Annotated in this window: 19 protein-coding genes and 1 riboswitch; of the genes, 11 read left to right on the top strand and 8 right to left on the bottom strand. The window is 63.2% G+C overall.

Features of this window, described 5'->3' with window-relative positions; genetic code table 11:
- The first annotated feature begins 2 nt into the window (after positions 1-2).
- The 3 genes from KQ661_RS21955 (at position 3) to KQ661_RS05340 (ending at position 2,757) form a co-directional block, all read left to right on the top strand.
- Positions 3-1,208 (top strand): NTP transferase domain-containing protein, encoded by a 1,206-nt coding sequence (locus KQ661_RS21955; RefSeq protein WP_235726927.1) that lies wholly within the window; start codon positions 3-5, stop codon positions 1,206-1,208.
- 158 nt (positions 1,209-1,366) lie between these two features.
- On the top strand, positions 1,367-1,885 hold the full coding sequence (locus KQ661_RS05335; RefSeq protein WP_216685852.1) for a S41 family peptidase: 519 nt from the start codon (positions 1,367-1,369) through the stop codon (positions 1,883-1,885).
- 179 nt (positions 1,886-2,064) lie between these two features.
- Positions 2,065-2,757 (top strand): porin family protein, encoded by a 693-nt coding sequence (locus tag KQ661_RS05340; RefSeq protein WP_216685853.1) that lies wholly within the window; start codon positions 2,065-2,067, stop codon positions 2,755-2,757.
- A gap of 107 nt (positions 2,758-2,864) precedes the next feature.
- On the opposite strand, the gene KQ661_RS05345 is transcribed toward KQ661_RS05340, so the two are convergent.
- Positions 2,865-3,287: a molybdenum cofactor biosynthesis protein MoaE gene (locus tag KQ661_RS05345; protein ID WP_216679692.1), complete on the bottom strand. Its 423-nt coding sequence runs from the start codon at positions 3,285-3,287 to the stop codon at positions 2,865-2,867.
- An 85-nt stretch (positions 3,288-3,372) separates the two neighbouring features.
- Entirely contained in the window at positions 3,373-3,615 is a 243-nt protein-coding gene (locus KQ661_RS05350) for a MoaD/ThiS family protein (protein WP_216679693.1), read from the bottom strand.
- A 138-nt stretch (positions 3,616-3,753) separates the two neighbouring features.
- Here KQ661_RS05350 and moaA point away from each other — a divergent pair, with 138 nt between their 5' ends.
- The 8 genes from moaA to KQ661_RS05385 all read left to right on the top strand — a co-directional run bounded on the left by moaA (position 3,754) and on the right by KQ661_RS05385 (position 10,843).
- Positions 3,754-4,791: a GTP 3',8-cyclase MoaA gene (moaA, locus tag KQ661_RS05355; RefSeq protein ID WP_317196072.1), complete on the top strand. Its 1,038-nt coding sequence runs from the start codon at positions 3,754-3,756 to the stop codon at positions 4,789-4,791.
- Positions 4,792-4,875: 84 nt separating this feature from the next.
- Entirely contained in the window at positions 4,876-5,130 is a 255-nt protein-coding gene (locus tag KQ661_RS21960; RefSeq protein ID WP_235726928.1) for a hypothetical protein, read from the top strand.
- 27 nt (positions 5,131-5,157) lie between these two features.
- Entirely contained in the window at positions 5,158-5,661 is a 504-nt protein-coding gene (locus KQ661_RS21965) for an alpha/beta hydrolase (protein WP_235726929.1), read from the top strand.
- Positions 5,662-5,881: 220 nt separating this feature from the next.
- Entirely contained in the window at positions 5,882-7,042 is a 1,161-nt protein-coding gene (locus KQ661_RS05365; protein WP_216679696.1) for an MFS transporter, read from the top strand.
- Positions 7,043-7,215: 173 nt separating this feature from the next.
- The gene (locus KQ661_RS05370) at positions 7,216-7,593 is read left to right on the top strand and encodes a cupin domain-containing protein (protein WP_216679697.1); all 378 of its coding nucleotides are present in this window, start codon (positions 7,216-7,218) and stop codon (positions 7,591-7,593) included.
- Between the two features lie 7 nt (positions 7,594-7,600).
- Positions 7,601-8,392, top strand: a complete 792-nt coding sequence (locus KQ661_RS05375) for an SDR family oxidoreductase (protein ID WP_216679698.1) — start codon at positions 7,601-7,603, stop codon at positions 8,390-8,392.
- 40 nt (positions 8,393-8,432) lie between these two features.
- On the top strand, positions 8,433-10,004 hold the full coding sequence (locus KQ661_RS05380) for an MDR family MFS transporter (RefSeq protein ID WP_226915729.1): 1,572 nt from the start codon (positions 8,433-8,435) through the stop codon (positions 10,002-10,004).
- Between the two features lie 81 nt (positions 10,005-10,085).
- A riboswitch (cobalamin riboswitch) is annotated at positions 10,086-10,311 on the top strand.
- Positions 10,312-10,456: 145 nt separating this feature from the next.
- On the top strand, positions 10,457-10,843 hold the full coding sequence (locus KQ661_RS05385) for an acyl-CoA thioesterase (RefSeq protein WP_216679699.1): 387 nt from the start codon (positions 10,457-10,459) through the stop codon (positions 10,841-10,843).
- 120 nt (positions 10,844-10,963) lie between these two features.
- On the opposite strand, the gene KQ661_RS05390 is transcribed toward KQ661_RS05385, so the two are convergent.
- The 6 genes from KQ661_RS05390 to KQ661_RS05415 form a co-directional block, all read right to left on the bottom strand.
- Positions 10,964-12,142, bottom strand: a complete 1,179-nt coding sequence (locus KQ661_RS05390) for a putative sulfate/molybdate transporter (RefSeq protein WP_216685854.1) — start codon at positions 12,140-12,142, stop codon at positions 10,964-10,966.
- Between the two features lie 82 nt (positions 12,143-12,224).
- Positions 12,225-13,202: an alpha/beta fold hydrolase gene (locus KQ661_RS05395; protein WP_216679701.1), complete on the bottom strand. Its 978-nt coding sequence runs from the start codon at positions 13,200-13,202 to the stop codon at positions 12,225-12,227.
- 141 nt (positions 13,203-13,343) lie between these two features.
- Entirely contained in the window at positions 13,344-14,438 is a 1,095-nt protein-coding gene (locus KQ661_RS05400; protein WP_216685855.1) for a tartrate dehydrogenase, read from the bottom strand.
- A gap of 209 nt (positions 14,439-14,647) precedes the next feature.
- The gene (locus KQ661_RS05405; RefSeq protein WP_216685856.1) at positions 14,648-15,802 is read right to left on the bottom strand and encodes a glycerate kinase; all 1,155 of its coding nucleotides are present in this window, start codon (positions 15,800-15,802) and stop codon (positions 14,648-14,650) included.
- A gap of 85 nt (positions 15,803-15,887) precedes the next feature.
- The gene (locus KQ661_RS05410) at positions 15,888-17,216 is read right to left on the bottom strand and encodes a cation:dicarboxylate symporter family transporter (protein WP_216685857.1); all 1,329 of its coding nucleotides are present in this window, start codon (positions 17,214-17,216) and stop codon (positions 15,888-15,890) included.
- 194 nt (positions 17,217-17,410) lie between these two features.
- Positions 17,411-18,316 (bottom strand): AEC family transporter, encoded by a 906-nt coding sequence (locus KQ661_RS05415; RefSeq protein WP_216679705.1) that lies wholly within the window; start codon positions 18,314-18,316, stop codon positions 17,411-17,413.
- Positions 18,317-18,387: the final 71 nt, after the last annotated feature.

An 18,387-nucleotide genomic window follows, 5' to 3' on the forward strand; every position in this document is an offset into this window, starting at 1 on the left:
ACATGGATAGTCTATCAAGCTCAACCGTAAAACGCACCAAGCACGCCGCCCTCACCCGCCCCGATGTGGGCGAATTTGGCCGCCACGAGCTGGCTATTCTGGGTGCGCCCTGCGGCGACATTCAAACGTTGGTGGCCCGGCTGCTACCGCTGTTAGCGCCCACATTGCGCGTGGCCTACGTCGATGCTGACCACGCCGCCGGCGATAGTGCGGCAAGTGCCAGCTTGCCGTCAGATACCCCAGCCAAGCCCATGCCCTATGTGGCCGAAAATGGTCTTTCGGCGGAGCTGGTCGATAAAATTACCTACCGCCAGCTCAACCTCACGCGGGCCCTCGATAAGTTCTCGCAGCCCGAGCTACTGGCCCACGAAAGCGTGGTGCTGGTGAACGGCAACCACTTCCGTGCCCGCCAGCAGGTCGTCATCATCGACCCGCGCAAGCCGCTGGATAAGAAGCTCGACCGCCTCACTGACGTGCGACTGATTTTGCTGGCCGAGGGCCAGACCGACCTGCCCGCCGTGCTGCTGGAGCACCTCAGCGCCGCGCCGCTGCCGCCCGTGCTGCCGCTGGCCGACACGGTCAAAATCGCGGCCTTCATCCGGCAGTGGTACCAGCTGGCGCTGCCGGTGCTGCGCGGCCTGGTGCTGGCCGGCGGCCGCAGCGAGCGCATGCAAACCGACAAGGGTGCCCTACACTATCACAGCCTCGACCAGCGCCAGCACACCGCCGCCCTGCTGGCCGAATTCTGCCCCGATGTGTGCGTATCGGTGCGCCCCGACCAGGCGGCCGGGCTGCCCGCCGGCCTCACTGCGCTGCCCGATACCTTCCTGAACCTGGGGCCGTTGGGCGGTATCCTATCGGCTTTCCAGGCCGACCCCAATGCGGCGTGGCTGGTACTGGCCTGCGACCTGCCTTTTCTGACCCGCGAAACGCTGGAGCATCTGGTGACGAACCGGCAGCCGGCCCGCATGGCCACATCCTTCCGCAGCCCATTCGACGAGTTTCCGGAGCCGCTGGTGAGCATCTGGGAGCCGCGCAGCTACGGGCAGCTGCTGCGGTTTCTGAGCCTGGGTTACTCCTGCCCGCGCAAGGCGCTCATCAATTCCGACATTGAGCTGCTGAACCCGCCCGCGCCCGGCGAACTGCGCAATGTGAACACGCCGGCGGAGCGTGCCGCCGCCACGCAGGAGCTGGAGCCGCGCCGGTAGCCTGGCTCCAGGGCTGGAATAAAAACGGGTGGCGGGCAACTTCAGGCCCGCCAACAACGGGATGCCCGACCCCAAAGCCCCGTTCTTCCAACTGCTGCCCGATAACGTCGGCTACCTTTCATTGGGTACTATATAGACAGGATGAGCTGCCCGCCGCTATGGTCCAGCTGAAAAATACCAAAGGCCTCGTCATCGACATCCGCAACTACCCGGCGGAGTTCGTGGTGTTTTCGCTCACCAAGTATTTGTCAGCCAAGCCGGTGCCGTTTGTATGGTTCAGCGAGCCGCAGCCCACGTACCCGGGTGTGTTTCTGCGCACGCCGGTTACGGCCGTATGGGGCACCAAAGATGCCCCGTACGCGGGCAAGGTCGTTATTCTGGTGAATGAGCTGAGCCAGAGCCAGTCGGAATACACCACCATGGCCCTGCGGGCCGTGCCGGGGGCCAAAGTGGTGGGCAGCACTACCGCCGGGGCCGATGGCAACGTGTCGACCATCATCTTGCCCGGCAACATCTCCACTATGATTAGCGGCCTCGGCGTGTACTACCCCGACGGCGGCGAAACCCAGCGCGTGGGCATTGTGTCCGACGTGGTGGCGCAGCCCACCATCGCCGGCATCCAGGCCGGGCGCGATGAGGTGCTGGAAAAAGCCGTGCAGCTGATTGCCGGCCAGTAGCGGCCGGCCATGCCAGACCTGCGGGCCAGTTTCTGCCAGAAAGGAACCGCCCGTCCGGTAGTTATTTTTTTGTGCTGCGGTTCAGACTATTATCCGATAAACCAACGTTAGGGCCGCGCGTTGGCACGTTTTTGAATGACGAGCCCACGACACGTCTTATCAACCAACCTTATTTCATCATGAAAAAGACTGCAATTCTAGCTGCCGCGCTGCTGGCTACGGCTGCTGTTTCGTCGGCTCAGGCCCAGAGTGTGCGCATCGGGCTGCGCGCCGGAGCCAACTACTCCAACCTGGCTGGCAACGTTCATAATCAGGATACTTACAACAATAAATTCGGCTTTCTGGGCGGCGTAATGCTCAATGTGCCGCTCATTCAGGACGGCTTCCTGTCGCTCCAGCCCGAAGTGCTGTATTCGCAGAAAGGCTTCGAAAACAAGCCTGCCGAATTCACCGGCCTGCTCGGAGCCAAGCAAAAGCGCGAAGGCCAGGTAAACTACAACTACCTCGACGTGCCGGTGCTGCTGAAAGTGCGCGCCGCCGGTCTCATCTTCGAGGCAGGCCCCCAGTATTCCTACCTGCTGAGCGCCAACAACCAGACCAAAATCACGACTACGCCCGCGCTGGGCGGCTCGCCTACCACTACCGAGGCGCAGGACAAGACCGATGTCAGCGGCTTCAATCGCAACGAGCTGGGCTACCTGGCTGGCGTGGGCTACGAAGCCGAAAACGGCCTCAGTCTGAGCCTGCGCTACACCGGTGCCTTCAGCGACTTCGTGAAATCCGACAATAATACTTACTTCAATGGCGACCTGAAAAACGCCCGCCACTCGGCCTTCCAGCTCTCGCTGGGCTACCTGATTCCGAGCAAGTAAGAGCCGCGTACGCCGGTCGGACCGCCCTAGGCGGTCCGACCGGCGCGATACCAAAAAGATGCCCGGCTTCTGGAAAGAAGCCGGGCATCTTTACTTCTAAAGATTCCTTACGGGTGCGCTGCCACCCATTCCGTGCCATCCTCATATTCCTCACGCTTCCAGATGGTGACCACCTGCTTCAGTGTATCAATGATAAACTGGCAGGCGGCGAAGCTCTCGGCGCGGTGCGGCGTGGCTACTGCCACTACTACGGCCACATCGCCGAGCTCCAGCGTGCCTTTGCGGTGCACCACGGCCACTTCCTGCAGCATGGGCCACTTTTCGTAGGCCTGCGCTACCACATGGCCCAGTTGCGTGAGTGCCATGCTGTCGTAAGACTCGTAGTGCAGCCGGCGCACCGGTCGGCCGCCCGACTGGTTGCGCACCGTGCCGACAAAGGAGTTGACTGCGCCGGCGGTATCGGTTTGCACAGCTGCGAGAGCGGCGGCAATGTCAATGGGCTGGTCGGTAATGGAGAGGTGAGGGGTCATGTGGGCAGTAGCGCGGACTTTTAGTCCGCGATTCGGGAAAAATGTGCGGAAACTATTCAGGCGCGGACTAAAAGTCCGCGCTACATCAGCCACCGGCTACGGGCGGGATGAGGGCAATTTCGTCCACCGTGTGCAGGGGCTGGTCGTTGCCGGCATACTCGTTGTTTACGGCTACAGCACAGCTGCGCAGGTCGCCCAGGGCGGGGTACTGGCGGCGCATTTCGGCCAGCAACTCGCCCACCGTGGCGGGGGCGGGGGCCGGCAGCTCGATAACGGACGTACCCACAATCTCGCGGGTAATGCCGAAGAGGGCGACTTTTAATGACATATCTTTAGACCTAAATTCTGTGGGTTGAAAACCGGCTGCGGATAGTGCTTCGGCCTGTGGCCTGAACACCTTTCCTGCGTCCGGGGTTTACCACAAGCCGGCAGTCTTACGTACAGACGGACAAAATTGGTGATAAACGTGCTTCCATCCCTACTCTCGCCGGCCGTGCCGGCCGTTACGCCCCTTTTCGACCAGCATGGCCGGCCGCTGGAATACCTGCGCCTGGCCGTGACGGACCGCTGCAACCTGCGCTGCTTCTACTGCATGCCCGAAGAAGGCATTAAGTACATGCCCAAGCACGAGCTGCTGAGCTACGAGGAAATGCTGCGCCTTACGGGCCTGCTGGCCGGCCTGGGCGTGCGCAAAGTGCGCCTGACGGGCGGCGAGCCCTTCGTGCGGCGCGACCTGGTACCGTTCATGGAGCAGCTGGCCCAGCTGCCCGGCATCGATGATATCAGCCTGACCACCAATGGCGTGCTTACCGCACCGCACGTGCCGGCCCTGGTCCGCCTGGGCGTGAAGGCCGTGAATCTCAGCCTCGATACGCTGGACCGCGAGCGGTTCTTCCAGATAACGCGGCGCGACGAGTTGCCCAAGGTGATGGAAACCTTCCACGCCCTGCTGGAGGCCGGCATTCAGCTGAAAATCAACGCTGTGGTGATGGACGGCCAGAACATCGACGACCTCATTCCGCTGGCCGCCCTTAGCCGCGACCTGCCCGTGGATGTGCGCTTCATCGAAGAAATGCCCTTCAACGGTGGCAGCCACGCCGCCGGCCCTGCCTCGCTGCCCTGGAACCACATTCGCATCCGCCAGCACCTGGAGGCCCATTTCGGCGAGCTGACGCCCGTGGCCATGCCGGCCGGGGCCACGGCCTCGGAATACCGCATGGCCGGGCACCGGGGCACGGTGGGCATCATTGCGGCCTACTCGCGCACCTTCTGCGGCACCTGCAACCGCCTGCGCCTCACGGCCGAAGGCGGTATCAAAACCTGCCTCTACGACCAGGGCGTGCTCGATACCCGCGCCCTGCTGCGCGGCGGCGCTTCGGATGCGGAAATTGTGGCGGCGCTGTCGGCTGCGTTCCGCTACCGGGCGGCCAACGGCTTCGAGGCCGAGCGGCAGCGGCCGTTGCACCAGCTCAGCTTCGAGAGCATGGCCACGATTGGGGGGTAAAAGGTTTTTGGGCCAACGGGTTTTACCTTGGCGGCCCCGAAGGCAAGTGCTTCCATAGAAAGCAGCCCGCTGATGATGAAAGTTGTGCTTATTGTGCTTAGCGTGGTGGTGGCGCTGTACTTACTGCTGTGCGGGGCACTGTATTTCAAGCAGGAAAAGCTGCTGTTTGCCCCCACGCACTTGCCGGCCGGCTATCAGTTTCGTTTTCCCGGCCCGTTTGAGGAGCGGTGGACGACCGCTGCCGATGGCACCCAACTGCACGGCCTGCTTTTCAAAGCGCCTGATTCCAAGGGCCTGATATTCTACCTGCATGGCAATGGCGGCGCGCTCGACAGCTAGTGTAACGCGGCTGCCACCTACACTGCGTTGCACTACGATGTGTTCCTGCTCGACTACCGGGGCTATGGCAAAAGCGGTGGTACCATCACAAACCAGGCCCAGATGCTGGCCGATGTGGATATTGTGTATCAGCAGCTGCGGCCCGAATACCCCGAAAACCGTACCATTGTGCTGGGCTACTCCCTTGGTACCGGGCCGGCCACCTGGCTGGCCGCCCGCCGCCACCCGAAGCTGCTGATTTTGCAGGCTCCGTACTTTAGCATGCGCGACATGGCGGCGCGGCTTTATCCGTTTGTGCCGGCCCTCGTTTTGCGCTACCCCATGGCCACCAATGAGTTGATTGGCCGGGTGCGTCCGCCCATCGTGCCGTTTCATGGCGACCGCGACGAGGTGATTGACTACAACTCGACGTTGCGGCTGAAAGCGTTGCTCAAGCCCACCGACAAGCTCATTGTGCTGCCCGGCGCGCGCCACAACGGCATGACCGACAACCCACAGTATCAGCAGAAGCTGGCAAAGCTCCTGAAGTAGTCGCAGTGGCCGTTTTCAAAGCCAATCAATTGGCAACAATTCACTGATTGTCAAATATTTTTGCAGTAAATCGCCGGCGGGAAGTTTTGCTGGCGTATAAACTGTGCTTTTATAATACAGGCAACTTCGCGGCGCTGGCCGGCGTTGGCTAAGCTTGTAATTTGCCGAAATCGGGACCCCGGTTCCGGCGGATTACCGCTACGCTATTCGGATGATGAACATGATTTCGCTACCGCCGGCCACCGGCTATATTTCCCGCAAAACCCACCGCTTGGCCGTAGGGGTACTATTTTTCCTGTTGGGCCTGTGCTTTGCCAGCTGGGCGTCGCGCATTCCGAGCGTGCAGCAGGCAATGGGCATTTCGGAGGCGGCGCTGGGCGGCGTGCTGCTGGCCATTCCGCTAGGGCAGCTGGCGTCATTGCCGCTGGCGGGCTGGCTGGTGGCCAGGCAGGGCAGCCGCCGGGTGGTGCTGTGGGGCGTGGTGCTCTACGCCACGGCGCTGCTGGGGCTGGGCTGGGCCAGTAGCCTCTGGCAGCTGCTGCCGTGCCTGGTGCTCTTCGGCGTGGGCGGCAACCTCACCAATATTTCGGTGAATACCCAGGCCGTGGGCGTGGAGCGGCTTTATAAGCACAAGCCCATTATGGCCTCCTTTCATGGACTGTGGAGCCTGGCGGGGTTTGTGGCGGCGGCCGTGGGCTCGTTTATGATTGGGTACGCGGTGCCGCCGGGTGTGCATTTTATTTTTATTTCCCTGTTTATTCTGGCCGGACTGGTGGTGAGCGCCGGCTACATCGTGCGCGAGGATTCGGGCGTCGACCCCGACCAGCCCATCTTCGTGAAGCCCGATAAGGAGCTGCTGGGCCTGGGGGCCATTGCCTTCTGCGCACTCATCTGCGAGGGAGCCATGTTCGACTGGAGCGGGGTGTATTTCAAGAAGGTTATTCAGGCCGACAAGGCCTGGGTGGGCGCGGGCTACACGGCCTTTATGAGCACCATGGCGCTGGGCCGTTTCGGGGCCGACTGGCTGGCTCACCGCCTCGGGCCGAAGCGTGTGATTCAGCTCAGCGGCCTGCTCACGGCCACCGGGCTGAGCATTGCCGTGGTCTGGCCCACGCTGCCCACGGCGCTGCTGGGCTTTTTGCTGGTGGGTTTCGGCACGTCGGCGGTGGTGCCGCTGGTGTACTCGGCGGCGGGCAAGTCGACCCATATGTCGGCCGGGATGTCGCTGGCGGCAGTTTCTACGATTGGCTTTTTCGGGTTCCTGCTGGGGCCGCCGGTCATTGGCTTCGTGGCGGGCGCAACGAGTTTGCGGGTGTCGTTCGCGCTGATTGCCGTGATGGGGCTGTGCGTGTCGGCGGTGGCGAGCCGGGTGCGGGTGTAGGCTTTCTAAGTGATAAGTGAAAGCCGGAAGAAACGTCATGCTTAGCTTGCCGAAGCATCTCTACCGCGCAACTAATTCCAACATTTAGGTTAGTATTGAGGTAGAGATGCTTCGACTGCGCTCCGCTTGCTCAGCATGACGTTCTAATAAATCCCACTCAATTCACATACCCAATGGAAAACCCCCAAACAGTCACCAAATACACCTGGGACGACATGCCCAAAGAGCAGGTGACCGACCAGCTTTCGCGCCGCCTCATCACGGGCGACAAGATGATGCTGGCCCACGTTTACCTCAAAAAAGGCTGCATCGTGCCCCTGCACCAGCACCACAACGAGCAGATTACCTACATCCTGGAAGGCGCGCTCCGCTTCTGGATTGGTTCCGAAGATGCCGAGCCCATCGTAGTTGGCGTAGGCGAGGTGCTGCACATTCCGTCCAATGTCTGGCACAAGGCCGAGGCCATCGAAGACACGCTTGATGTGGATATTTTCAGCCCGCCCCGCCAGGACTGGTTGGATAAATCGGATGATTATCTGCGCCTGAAATAGCCCGATTATGGACCTCGGAATAAAAGGAAAAATTGCCCTGGTAGCTGCCGCTAGCCAGGGCCTTGGCCGCGCCGTGGCCGAAGAGCTGGCCGCCGAAGGCGCGTCGCTCATCCTCTGTGCCCGCCACGATGCGGCGCTGCAGGAAACCTGCGCCGCCATCGAAGCCGCCCACGGCGTACCCGTGCTGGGCTTGGCCACCGACGTGGCCGACCCCGCCGCCGTGGCCCGCCTCGTGGAAGCCGGCCTGGCCCGTTTTGGCCGCATCGATATCCTGGTGACCAACGCCGGCGGCCCGCCCGCCGGCACCTTCGACACCCTGAGCGCCGAGCAGTGGCAGGCTGCCACCCACCTGCTCCTCACCAGCGTGGTGGAGCTGACCCGCGCCGTGCTGCCCGGCATGAAAGCCCAGGGCTGGGGCCGCATCCTCAACATCACGTCCATCTCGGTGAAGCAGCCGGTGGCCAACCTGATGTTGTCCAATAGCCTGCGGGCGGCCGTAACGGGCATGGCCCGCACGCTGGCCACGGAGGTGGCAGCGCAGGGCATCACCGTAAACAACATTCTGCCCGGCTACACCCGCACCGAGCGCGTAGTGGGCCTGGCCGATGCCACGGCCGCCCGCGAGGGCATTTCGGCCGCCGAGGCTACGGCCCGCTGGGAGCAGGAAATTCCCATGCGCCGGCTGGGCGAGCCCCGCGAGTTCGCCGCGCTGGCGGCCTTCCTGTGCTCGGAGCGGGCCAGCTACATCACCGGTACCTCCGTGCCGGTGGATGGTGGGTGGATTCGCTCGTTGTTATAATCTGCCTGACGTTCAGTGAATCCATCAAATTCCCAAAGCTTTGACCGAAGCCCTCACCCACCGCCAGAAGATGCTCACCTTAGCTGGTATTCTGCTGGCCATGTTTTTGGGGGCGCTCGACCAAACTATTGTGAGCACCGCGCTGCCGCGCATCGTGGCCGATTTGCACGGGCTTGACCGGTTTACATGGGTGGCCACGGCCTACCTGGTGGCCAGCACGGCGCTGGTGCCCATTTATGGGAAGCTGGCTGATATGTACTCGCGGCGCACGATTGAAATTGTGGCGGTGAGTATTTTCCTGGTTGGGTCGATGCTGTGCGGGCTGGCGGGCGAGTTTGGGACCTTGCCGCTGCTGGGCGATGGCATGACGCAGCTGGTGGTTTTCCGGGCCATTCAGGGGTTTGGTGGGGCGGGGTTGTTTGCCATGGCCTTCATCATCATTGCCGATTTGTTTGCGCCGGCCGAGCGGGGGCGTTACCAGGGTTTTACGGGGGCGGTATTCGGCACGTCGTCGGTGCTGGGGCCGCTGCTGGGCGGGTTTCTCACCGATAAAGGCACGGGGCTGATTCCCGGCGTGGCGGGCTGGCGGCTAGTGTTCTACGTGAACCTGCCGCTGGGCCTAGTGGCCCTCTGGTTCATCATTACCCAGATGCCGCCGCTGCGCCCGCGCACCGCGCCCAAGCCGTTCGACTTCATTTCGGCAGCGCTGCTCATGGCCGGGTTGGGGCCGCTGGTCATCGCCCTCCAGCTCAACCGCACTCTTTACCCCTGGACGGCTCCGCTCACGCTGGGCATGCTGGCTTGGGCGGTGGTGGCGCTGGGCCTGTTTGTGGTGCGCAGCCTGCGGCACGAAAACCCGATTCTCAACTTCAGCCTGTTCAAAAACCCGGTGTTCCGGTCGGCCAATGCGGCGCTTTTTCTGATGGGCGGGGCGTTTCTGGGCATCATCATTTTCGAGCCGCTGTTTATGGTGAACGTGCTGGGCGAGTCGGCCACGCGGGCCGGGGCCAGCCTCATTCCGCTGTCGCTGGGCGTGGTGTCGGGCTCGCTGCTGGCCGGCCAGATGGTGTCGCGCTTCGGCCACTACAAGCGCTGGATGCTGAGCGGCTTGGTGCTGTTGCTTGGGGGCCTCACGCTGCTGGCCACCATGCCGCCCACTGTGCAGTACCACCAGGTGCTGCTGTACCTGGCCATCTGCGGCCTAGGCCTCGGGCCCACCATGCCCCTTTACACCCTGGCCGTGCAAAACGCCACCGCTCCCGAACTGATGGGCCAGGCCACCTCGGCCAGCCAGTTTTTCCGGCAGATTGGTGGTGCCATCACCGCCTCGGCACTAGGTGCGGTGCTCACCTTTACCCTCACGCACAGCCTGCCGGTGGCCGCGCAGGCCCCCACCGCCCGCCCGTCCGTAGTGGCCGACGGCCCGGCACTGCCCTCGGCCGCTGCCACGGCCAGCGCCAGTCCGGCAGTGCGGGCGGCATTTTCGAAAGCCATTTCCCGGGTTTACCTCTTCAATATTTTTCTGGTAGTGGGTGGGTTTGTGCTCACGCTGTTTGTGCCGGAGCTGCCGTTGCGCAAGAGCAACGAGGGGCCGCCAGTGGCGGAGAAGTAGGGGCGTGACGTTCTTTTATTTGCGTTAATCAGCGGCCCGCCGCTCACGGCGTACCTTTGCCCCGTTGGTTCTCGGTTTGATTTCCTTCAATCAGCGGACGGTTTTTCACCCGGGCTTTGGCCGGGGTAAAGATTAAAAGGGAATCGGGTGCAACTCCCGAACAGACGCGCTACTGTGAATTTCCCGGCCCCGATGGGTCGGAGCCGGTGAGCCCCATTGCAAGTCCATTGGCCCGCCGAAACCGGGCTGAGAAGGACGGGGCCCACCCGAAATAAGTCAGGAGACCTGCCGGCCGCCGAGTGATGCTGCCCTCGCGCTTTGGGGCTGGCATCGGCGGTGCCGTGCCGCCGCGCCCAGGGCGCGGCCGGGGTGGCGTGCGGCCGGTGGCGGGCTTTGGCATAGTGGGCTTGAATGCAAACGGAGGCCGTTTTTCACCTCTTTTCCTGCTCCGTATGCTTCTTGCCGACCGTATTGCCCGCGCCGAAACGCGCATCTTCAAAGCCGTGTTTCCCAACACTACCAACCACTACGACACCCTCTTCGGCGGCACCACGCTCATGCTCATGGACGAGGTGGCCTTCATCGCCGCCACCCGTTTTTCACGCCTGAAAATGGTCACGGTTTCCTCCGAGCGGGTCGATTTCACGCACCCCATTCCCGGCGGCTCATTGGTCGAATTGGTGGCGAATATTGAGCACGTCGGCCGCACCAGCCTCAAAGTGCGCGTGGAGCTGTTCGTAGAGCAGATGTATTGCGAAGACCGCCACAAGGCCGTCACGGGCCTCTTCACCTTCGTGGCCGTGGATGAGCACAAGCAGCCCGTACCGATTCTGGGATAGGCGCCCGTCCGTCATGCTGAGCGCAGCCGAAGCATCTCTACCGTGCAAGTAATCAGTTTACTACTGCGGTAGAGATGCTTCGGCTGCGCTCAGCATAACGTTACTATTGGAATAACGCCCCTACTTCCCCAGGCCCACCCAGCCGCGCTGCATGGTATAGTAAAGGGCCGTGCCCACAATCAGCCCCACCAGGTAGCCATACGGCAGCCCGGCGCACAGCAGTCCCACCAGCAGCGCCACCAGCAAATCGGCGCGGCTGTCGCTGATGTCGCGCAGCAGCGTGGCCAGCGACAGCGCCTCGAACAGCAGCAGCACGCCCAGCACTGGCAGCGGGAAAATCTGCACCACATCGGCAAAACCCTGGCTGAAAAACAGGCCCATCACCAGGAAAATACTGCCGTAGATGACCACCGACCCGCCCGTGCGCGCCCCAAACGCATAGTGTCCCACCATGCCGCCCGAGCCGTGGCACACCGGGAAGCCGCCGAAAAACGGGTTCGCCAGGTTCATCAGGGCATAGGTGAAGCTGATTTTCTTAATCGTGAGCGGCTCCCGCTCCGGGAACAAGTCCTGCGCTACCTGCTTGGTAGCCAGAATAGAATTGCCCAGCGAAAGCGGAATCTGGGGCAGCGCCAGTAGCACGGCCCCGGTAAGGATGTCGGCCGACTGGGGCAGGTGCCAGGTGGGCAGGTGCAGGCCCACCGCCTTCTGGGCCGTGGCGAAATCGAGCTTGAACACCAGCGCATACACCACGCCCAGGGTAATAACGATGAGCGCCGCCGGCCAGCGCCGGTTGCCAAACAGTACCACCGTAACCGTGAAAGCCGCCGCCGCCAGCGCGTAGCCGGGCGCGCCATCGGCCCCCACGTACTGCTTTAGGGCCAGCGTACTGAGCTGCAGCGCCAGTCCGAACTGAATGCCGCGTACTACGGCCTTGGGTACCAGCCGCGCCAGCGCATCAATGAGCCCCGTTATCGAGAGGAAAAACATGCTGACCCCAATGGCCAGCCCTCCGCCGAAAATGACGCGCCCCGGAATTTTCTGGGCAATGACCAGCGCCGCAAAAGCCTTGAGGGGCTGCACGGGCATGGGCATGCGGTACCAGAGCCCGGTAAAAACCTGCATCAACCCGAAGAGAATCAGCACCCCGGCACTATCGACCCCCGAAGCGGCGATAACGCCGATGAGCAGCGGCAGGTCGGTGCCGAGGTCGCCAAACGCGCCGGCCAGCTCGTTACGGTCGAAGCGGATGGGCGGGCGAGTAGGGGCAGCGGGCGAGGGCAGGGTTGAAGATTCCACGACGGCAAAGGTCGGGTGTGAAAATTAGCTGTGGCCGGCGCGGCGCTGAATTACCGGCTGTCAGTCTGCCCAGGCGGCCTGTTCAATCCCGAAAAAATGTCTGAAAATGGGCTAGTACCGCCTGGGGCTGCTCCTCGGGCAGGAAGTGGCCGCAGTCCAGGGCCTCGCCCCTCACGGTGGTGGCCTTGGCCTGCCAGGTGGCCACCACGTTCCAGAGGCGGGCCACCGTGCCCCGGGCACCCCACAGGGCCAGGAGCGGGGCCGTCACACGGTGCCCGGCCGCGTCGTCGGCCCGGTCGTGGTCGAGGTCGATGCTGGCGGCGGCGCGGTAGTCCTCGCACACGGCGTGGATGGTGTTCTGGCAGCAGTAGCAGCGCAGGTACTCGCGCAGGGCGTCGGGCGCGATGGCGCCGGGCGTTTTATTCTGCACGGCGAGGTGGTGTTGCAGGTAATAGGTCGGGTCGAAGCCAATCAGGTTTTCGGGCACGGGGGTGGGCTGAATCTGGAAAAACCACCACACGTAGCGCGTCGCGAACTCCTGGTTGGTGTCGGCATACATGGTCAGCGTAGGAGCGATGTCGAGCACGCATACCTTGCGCACGGCACCGGGGTGGTCGAGGCACAGGCGGTGCGCCACGCGCCCGCCCCGGTCGTGCCCGGCCAGAAAAAAGGTGTCGAAGCCGAAGTGCGCCATCACCTCCACTTGGTCCTGGGCCATGCTGCGGAAGGAGTGAGGGCCGTGGTCGGGGCTGCTGGCGGGCTTGCTCGAATCGCCGTAGCCGCGCAGGTCGGGCAGCACCACCGTGTAGTCGCGCGCCAGCTCGCCGGCTATCTTGTGCCACATTACGTGGGTTTCGGGGTGCCCGTGCAACAGCAGCAGCGGCGGCCCGGTGCCGCCCCGCAGTACGTGAATGGTGGCCCCGGACGTAGCCACGGCATGCACCGTGAAGCCCGGGAAAAAGTGCGCTTCCACGCCCGGCGGCATCGGGGCCGGCAGCTCCGGTAGCTGCGCGTACCCTGCTGATTGTGGGGTGTTGGGAGTGCCGAGGGTGGGGGTCATGACAGGTAATGGATTGAGTTCAGGGCCTATTCGTTTTATGTAAAAGCACGGTCATGCTGAGCAGAACGGTCATGCTTCGACAAGCTCAGCATGACCGTTCTTTTTTATTCAAAATAGCAATGCCTTTCCATTCGCCAGGTATCAGCGTTTGGCCAAAGCCGGCTCCGTTTCCAGCGCCCGGCACACGGCTTGGGTCATGTCGGTGGTGGAGCTGGTGCCGCCCAGGTCGCGGGTGCGCACGCGCTGCTCGCGCAGCACCGTTTCGATGGCGTGCATGAGGCGCGAGGCCAGCTCGGTTTCGCCCAGAAACTCCAGCATCAGCTGCACCGACCAGATGCTGGCGATGGGGTTGGCCACGTTCTTGCCCACCAAATCGAAGGCCGAGCCGTGGATGGCCTGAAACAGGCTGGGGTAGCGCCGCTCGGGGTTGAGGTTGGCACTGGGGGCCAGCCCCATGCTGCCCGTGAGCGCCGCCCCCAGGTCCGTGAGGATGTCGCCAAACAGGTTGGAAGCCACGAACACATCCACCGTTTCCGGCTGGCTCACCATGCGGGCCGTCATCGAGTCCACGAGCTGCTGGTCGGTGGCTTGGGCGGGGTAGCCGGCCGCCACTTCCTGAAAAATGTCGTCCCAAAACACCATGTTGTGCTGCATGCTGTTCGATTTCGTCACGTTCGTCACCAGCCGGCGGCCGTGCTGTTGGGCGTAGTCGAAGGCAAAGCGCATCACCCGCTCCGTGCCCGCCCGCGTGAACACAATGGACTGCAGCGCCACCTCCTGGGGCCGCTGCCGGTGCACCCGCCCGCCCACGCCGGCGTACTCGCCCTCCGAGTTTTCGCGGATGCACACCATGTCGATGGGGTACTGCTCGGGGTTGCGCAGGGGCGAGGCCACGCCGTCGAGCTGGCGCATGGGCCGCAGGTTCACGTACTGGTCGAAGCCCTGGCGAATGGGCAGCAGCAGGCCCCACAGCGTGACATGGTCGGGAATGGTGGGGCTGCCCACCGGCCCCATCAGGATGGCTTCAAACCCACCTTTCTCCATCTGCTGAAGTCCATCGGCCGGCATCATGGACCCGGTTTCCTCGTAGTGTTCCGAGCCCCAGCCAAACTCCTGCGTCTCGAAGCGCACGCCGCCGTGCAGCTGCTCCAGCTTGCGGAGCACCTGCCGGCTGGCCGCAATAACTTCCGGCCCAATGCCGTCGGCGGGAAGAACCGCGAGGTGATAGTCTTTCATGAAATGAGAGGTTGAAAGTGGCGAAGGTTGAATGTTAAGGGTTTGGATAGGAAGACGGGTTCTTTCAAACAGTTTGCTAGCTGACCGTCATGCTGAGCTTGTCGAAGCATCTCTACTGCTTCGTTTGGCGCTTTTCAACGAAGCAGTAGAGATGCTTCGACAAGCTCAGTATGACGAAAACGATGTTTTGATAAATTCCCAAAAATGCTCTAATGCGCTGGCTTGCAGTGAATGCCGCCGTGCGCCAGCAGCCGGCCCAGCAGTGCACCCTGGGTTTCGAGCAGGGCCGGGGTGCGGCGCAGCGCTTCGGCCAGCGGCAGTGGCTCGGGCAGGATGGAGGTGGCGTAGAGTACGTTCGGGTCGGCAAGCACGGCATCAACCTCCAGCAGGGTGCCGCATACCAGTACCACGGGCACCGCGTGGTGGGCGGCCCGCGCCAGCAGCCGGCCCAGCAGCTTGCCCTGCCAGGTCTGGCCATCTACCCGGCCTTCGCCGGTGATGAGCAGGTCGGCGGCTTGCAGCAGCTGGTCGGCCCCGGTCAGCTCCAGTACCCAATCGGCGGCCGAGCTGATGCGCGCCTGCAGGAAGGCCGCCGCCCCGCCGGCCATGCCCCCGCCGGCCCCGCTGCCCGGCAGCTGCTGCACGGCCAGCCCGAACGTGCCCTGGAGCACGTCGGCAAAAGCGCGCAGGCCGGCGTCGAGGTGGGCAATGGCGGCGACATCGGCTCCTTTTTGGGCGGCAAAGACGTGGGCCGCGCCCGTGGGCCCGAAGAACGGATTAGTCACGTCCGTCACCACGCGGCAGCTGACGGCGGCTAGTCGCGGGTGCACCTCGGCGACGTCGATGCGGCGCACGCGGCCCAGTTGCTCGCCGGTGGGGGGCACGGTGTGCCCGTTTTCGTCGAAAAACCGGTAGCCCAGGGCCGTGGCCAGGCCCAGGCCAGCGTCGTTGGTGGCGCTGCCGCCCACCGTGAGCACAAGGTGGCGAGCGCCGTGGTCGAGGGCGTGGGCCAGCAGTTCGCCGGTGCCCAGCGTGGTGGTGCGGGCAGCGTCGCGCTCCGTGTCGGCCAGCCGCTCCAGGCCCGAGGCGCGGGCCATTTCGACTACGGCAGTGGCCGTTTCGGGCAGCCAGAGATATTCGGCGCGAATGGGCCGGCACAGCGGGTCGTGCACTTCGGCCGCCACAAATACGCCGCCGAGTACGGCAGCCATCGTTTCTAGGGTGCCTTCGCCGCCGTCGGCCAGGGGCAACAGCCGGCAATTTGCCGCCGGAAAAGTCCGTTGCAGCCCGCGCCGCAGGTGCTCACACACCAGCGGCGCGGCCAGGGCATCCTTGAACGAGTCGGGGGCAATGAGAATGTTCACGGCGGGGTAAAACGGAGCTTTGAGCGGGGCTGATTCCGTGGGAAAAAGCTGGCAGGCGCGGGGTTGGGCCGAACAGGAAATTCCGCTATGGGCGCGACGTTTCCTGTTCGGCTGCTGCTTCCAGCGCATCCGCTTCGGCCACGGTGCCGAGGTATTCGCCGCTGGTGGGCGTACGGCTGGACTTGCCAAAGGTGAAGCGCCGCATGGGGCGGCCCAGGGCTTCTTCGGCGCGGGCATGGTCGAGGGCACCTTCGTTGTGAGCCAGGAAGATGGTGGCCACGCCGTTGCCAATGAAGTTGGTGATGCTACGGGCTTCCGACATAAACCGGTCCACGCCCAGTAGCAGGGCCAAGCCCTCCACCGGAATCACCTTCATGGCTGTGAGCGTGCTGGCCAGCACCACGAAGCCGCTGCCCGCCACCCCGGCCGCGCCCTTGCTGGTCACCATCAGAATGCCCATCATCGTAATAATCTGGCCCACCGAAAGCTCGACTTTAAACACCTGGGCCAGAAACAGGGTCGCGAGCGAGAGGTAAATCGTCGTACCGTCGAGGTTGAAGGAGTAGCCCGTGGGCACCACCAGGCCCACCACCGGCTGCGCGCAGCCCATGCCCACCAGCTTTTCCATGAGGCCCGGCAGGCCCGCTTCGGAGGAAGAAGTGCCCAGCACAATCAGCAGCTCGGCCTTTATGTACTTCAGAAACGACCACATGCCGATGCGGCAGTAGCGTAGAATAGAGCCCAGAATCAGGAAAATAAACACGGCCATGGTCAAATACACCGTCACCATGAGCTTGCCCAGCGGCAGCAGCGTGGCAATACCATACTTGCCAATGGTGAAGGCCATGCCCCCAAACGCCCCGATGGGCGCCAGTAGCATCACCAGGTGCAGGCCCCGGAATACATACTTGGAGGCCGTTTTCAGCAGGGTGATGATGGGCTTGCGACCGGCATACTTGCTGAGTACAATGCCCATGATTATGGCCACGATAAGCACCTGCAGCGTGAGGTTGTCGGCCAGGAAGTGACCCCACGAAAAATCGCCGGCCCGCTTCGTAAACTCGCCCACCTTCCCAGTATCGAGCTTTTCGGTGCTCACGCCATCGCCGGGCCGCACAAGAGCCGCCACCGCCACCCCAATGAGCAGGGCCAGCGTGGTCACTACCTCAAAGTAAATCAGCGCCTTGCCCCCAATGCGCCCCACCTTCTTCAGGTCGCCCATGGTGCTGATGCCGAGCGTGATGGTGAGGAAAATAATCGGGTTGATGAACAGCTTCACCACGTCGATGAACCGCTTGCCCAAAAACTCCATCTTAACGGCCGTGGCTGGCTCGAAATGCCCCAGCAGCGCCCCGGCCACAATGGCCAGTAGCACCCACAGCGTGAGGTTGTGAAAAATGCGGTTGAATGTCATGGGAGGGGGAGGTTTAAGGTAGGAGGGTATAGGAGGATAGGAAGGCACGAATTTAGAAGAATGTCATGCCGAGCGCAGCCGAGGCATCTCGCTTATGGTAGTAATTCAATCGTTGAAAAAAGATTAGTGGGAGCACGCGAGATGCCTCGGCTGCGCTCGGCATGACGTTCTTTTTACTTTACTCAGTCACCAATTTACTGCAGCCACCAGCCCAGCAGGGCCAGTAGCGGGAGGGAGAGCGGAATGCCCAGCCCCACCATCTGGGCGGCCAGCGGTGGGTCGAGGCCGTAGCGGTCGGCGATGACGGCGGCCGTATTCATGGGGCCGATGGCCGCGCCGAGCAGGCAGATGTTGGTGGCCGGCCCGTGCTGCCGGAGCAGGCCCACGTACACCACCGCCACCACCAGCGGGGCCAGCAGCAGCTTGTAGCCGAGGCCCCAGGCCAGTAGGCGGGCGCGGGCCTGGGGCACCCGCCATTGCAGCTGCAGGCCCACCGCCAGCAGCGCAATCACCGGAAACGGCGAGCTGAGCCGCTCCAGCACGCCGCGCACCAGCGCCGGGTGCCGGTAGCCAAACAGGTGCGCCACCAGCGCCGCCACAAAGGCCAGAAACGGTGGAAACCGCACCACATTGCCCACCATGCCGCGCCACGTGGGCCGCGCCGCGCCGTACCACGAGCCCACCACCACGCCCAGCGTCACACTGATGAGAATGGAGCCGGCCAGGCTCATCACCAGCCCCATGGCCAGCCCGGCGGGTCCGTACAGCATCTCAAAAATTGGAAATCCCACAAACGACACGCTGCTGATGCCGCCCGTGAGAATCAGCGCCCCCACCGTGCCGCGCGCCAACCCCAGCCGCCGCCCCAGGAGGGCAAAAAACACCCAGCCCACCCCAAAAATCAGCCAGGGCATCAGTATCGGCAGCAGCAGCCGGGCTTCGGGCCGCGCCTCGGCTAGGTGCAGAAAGGCCAGGGCCGGGAGCAGCACCACCACCACCAGCTGGTTCAGCACGCCGGCCGCCGTAGGCGGCAGCAGCTGCCAGTGGCGCAGGGCGGCCCCCAGGCCCAGGCACAGCACCAGCAAAACGAGGTTGGTCATGGGGGCAACTTGGGGATAATTGAACGTCAAATAAAAAGAACGTCATGCTTTATCTGGCGTCCGCTTGTCGA

This window comes from Hymenobacter siberiensis, from assembly GCF_018967845.1.
Lineage (GTDB): Bacteria > Bacteroidota > Bacteroidia > Cytophagales > Hymenobacteraceae > Hymenobacter > Hymenobacter siberiensis.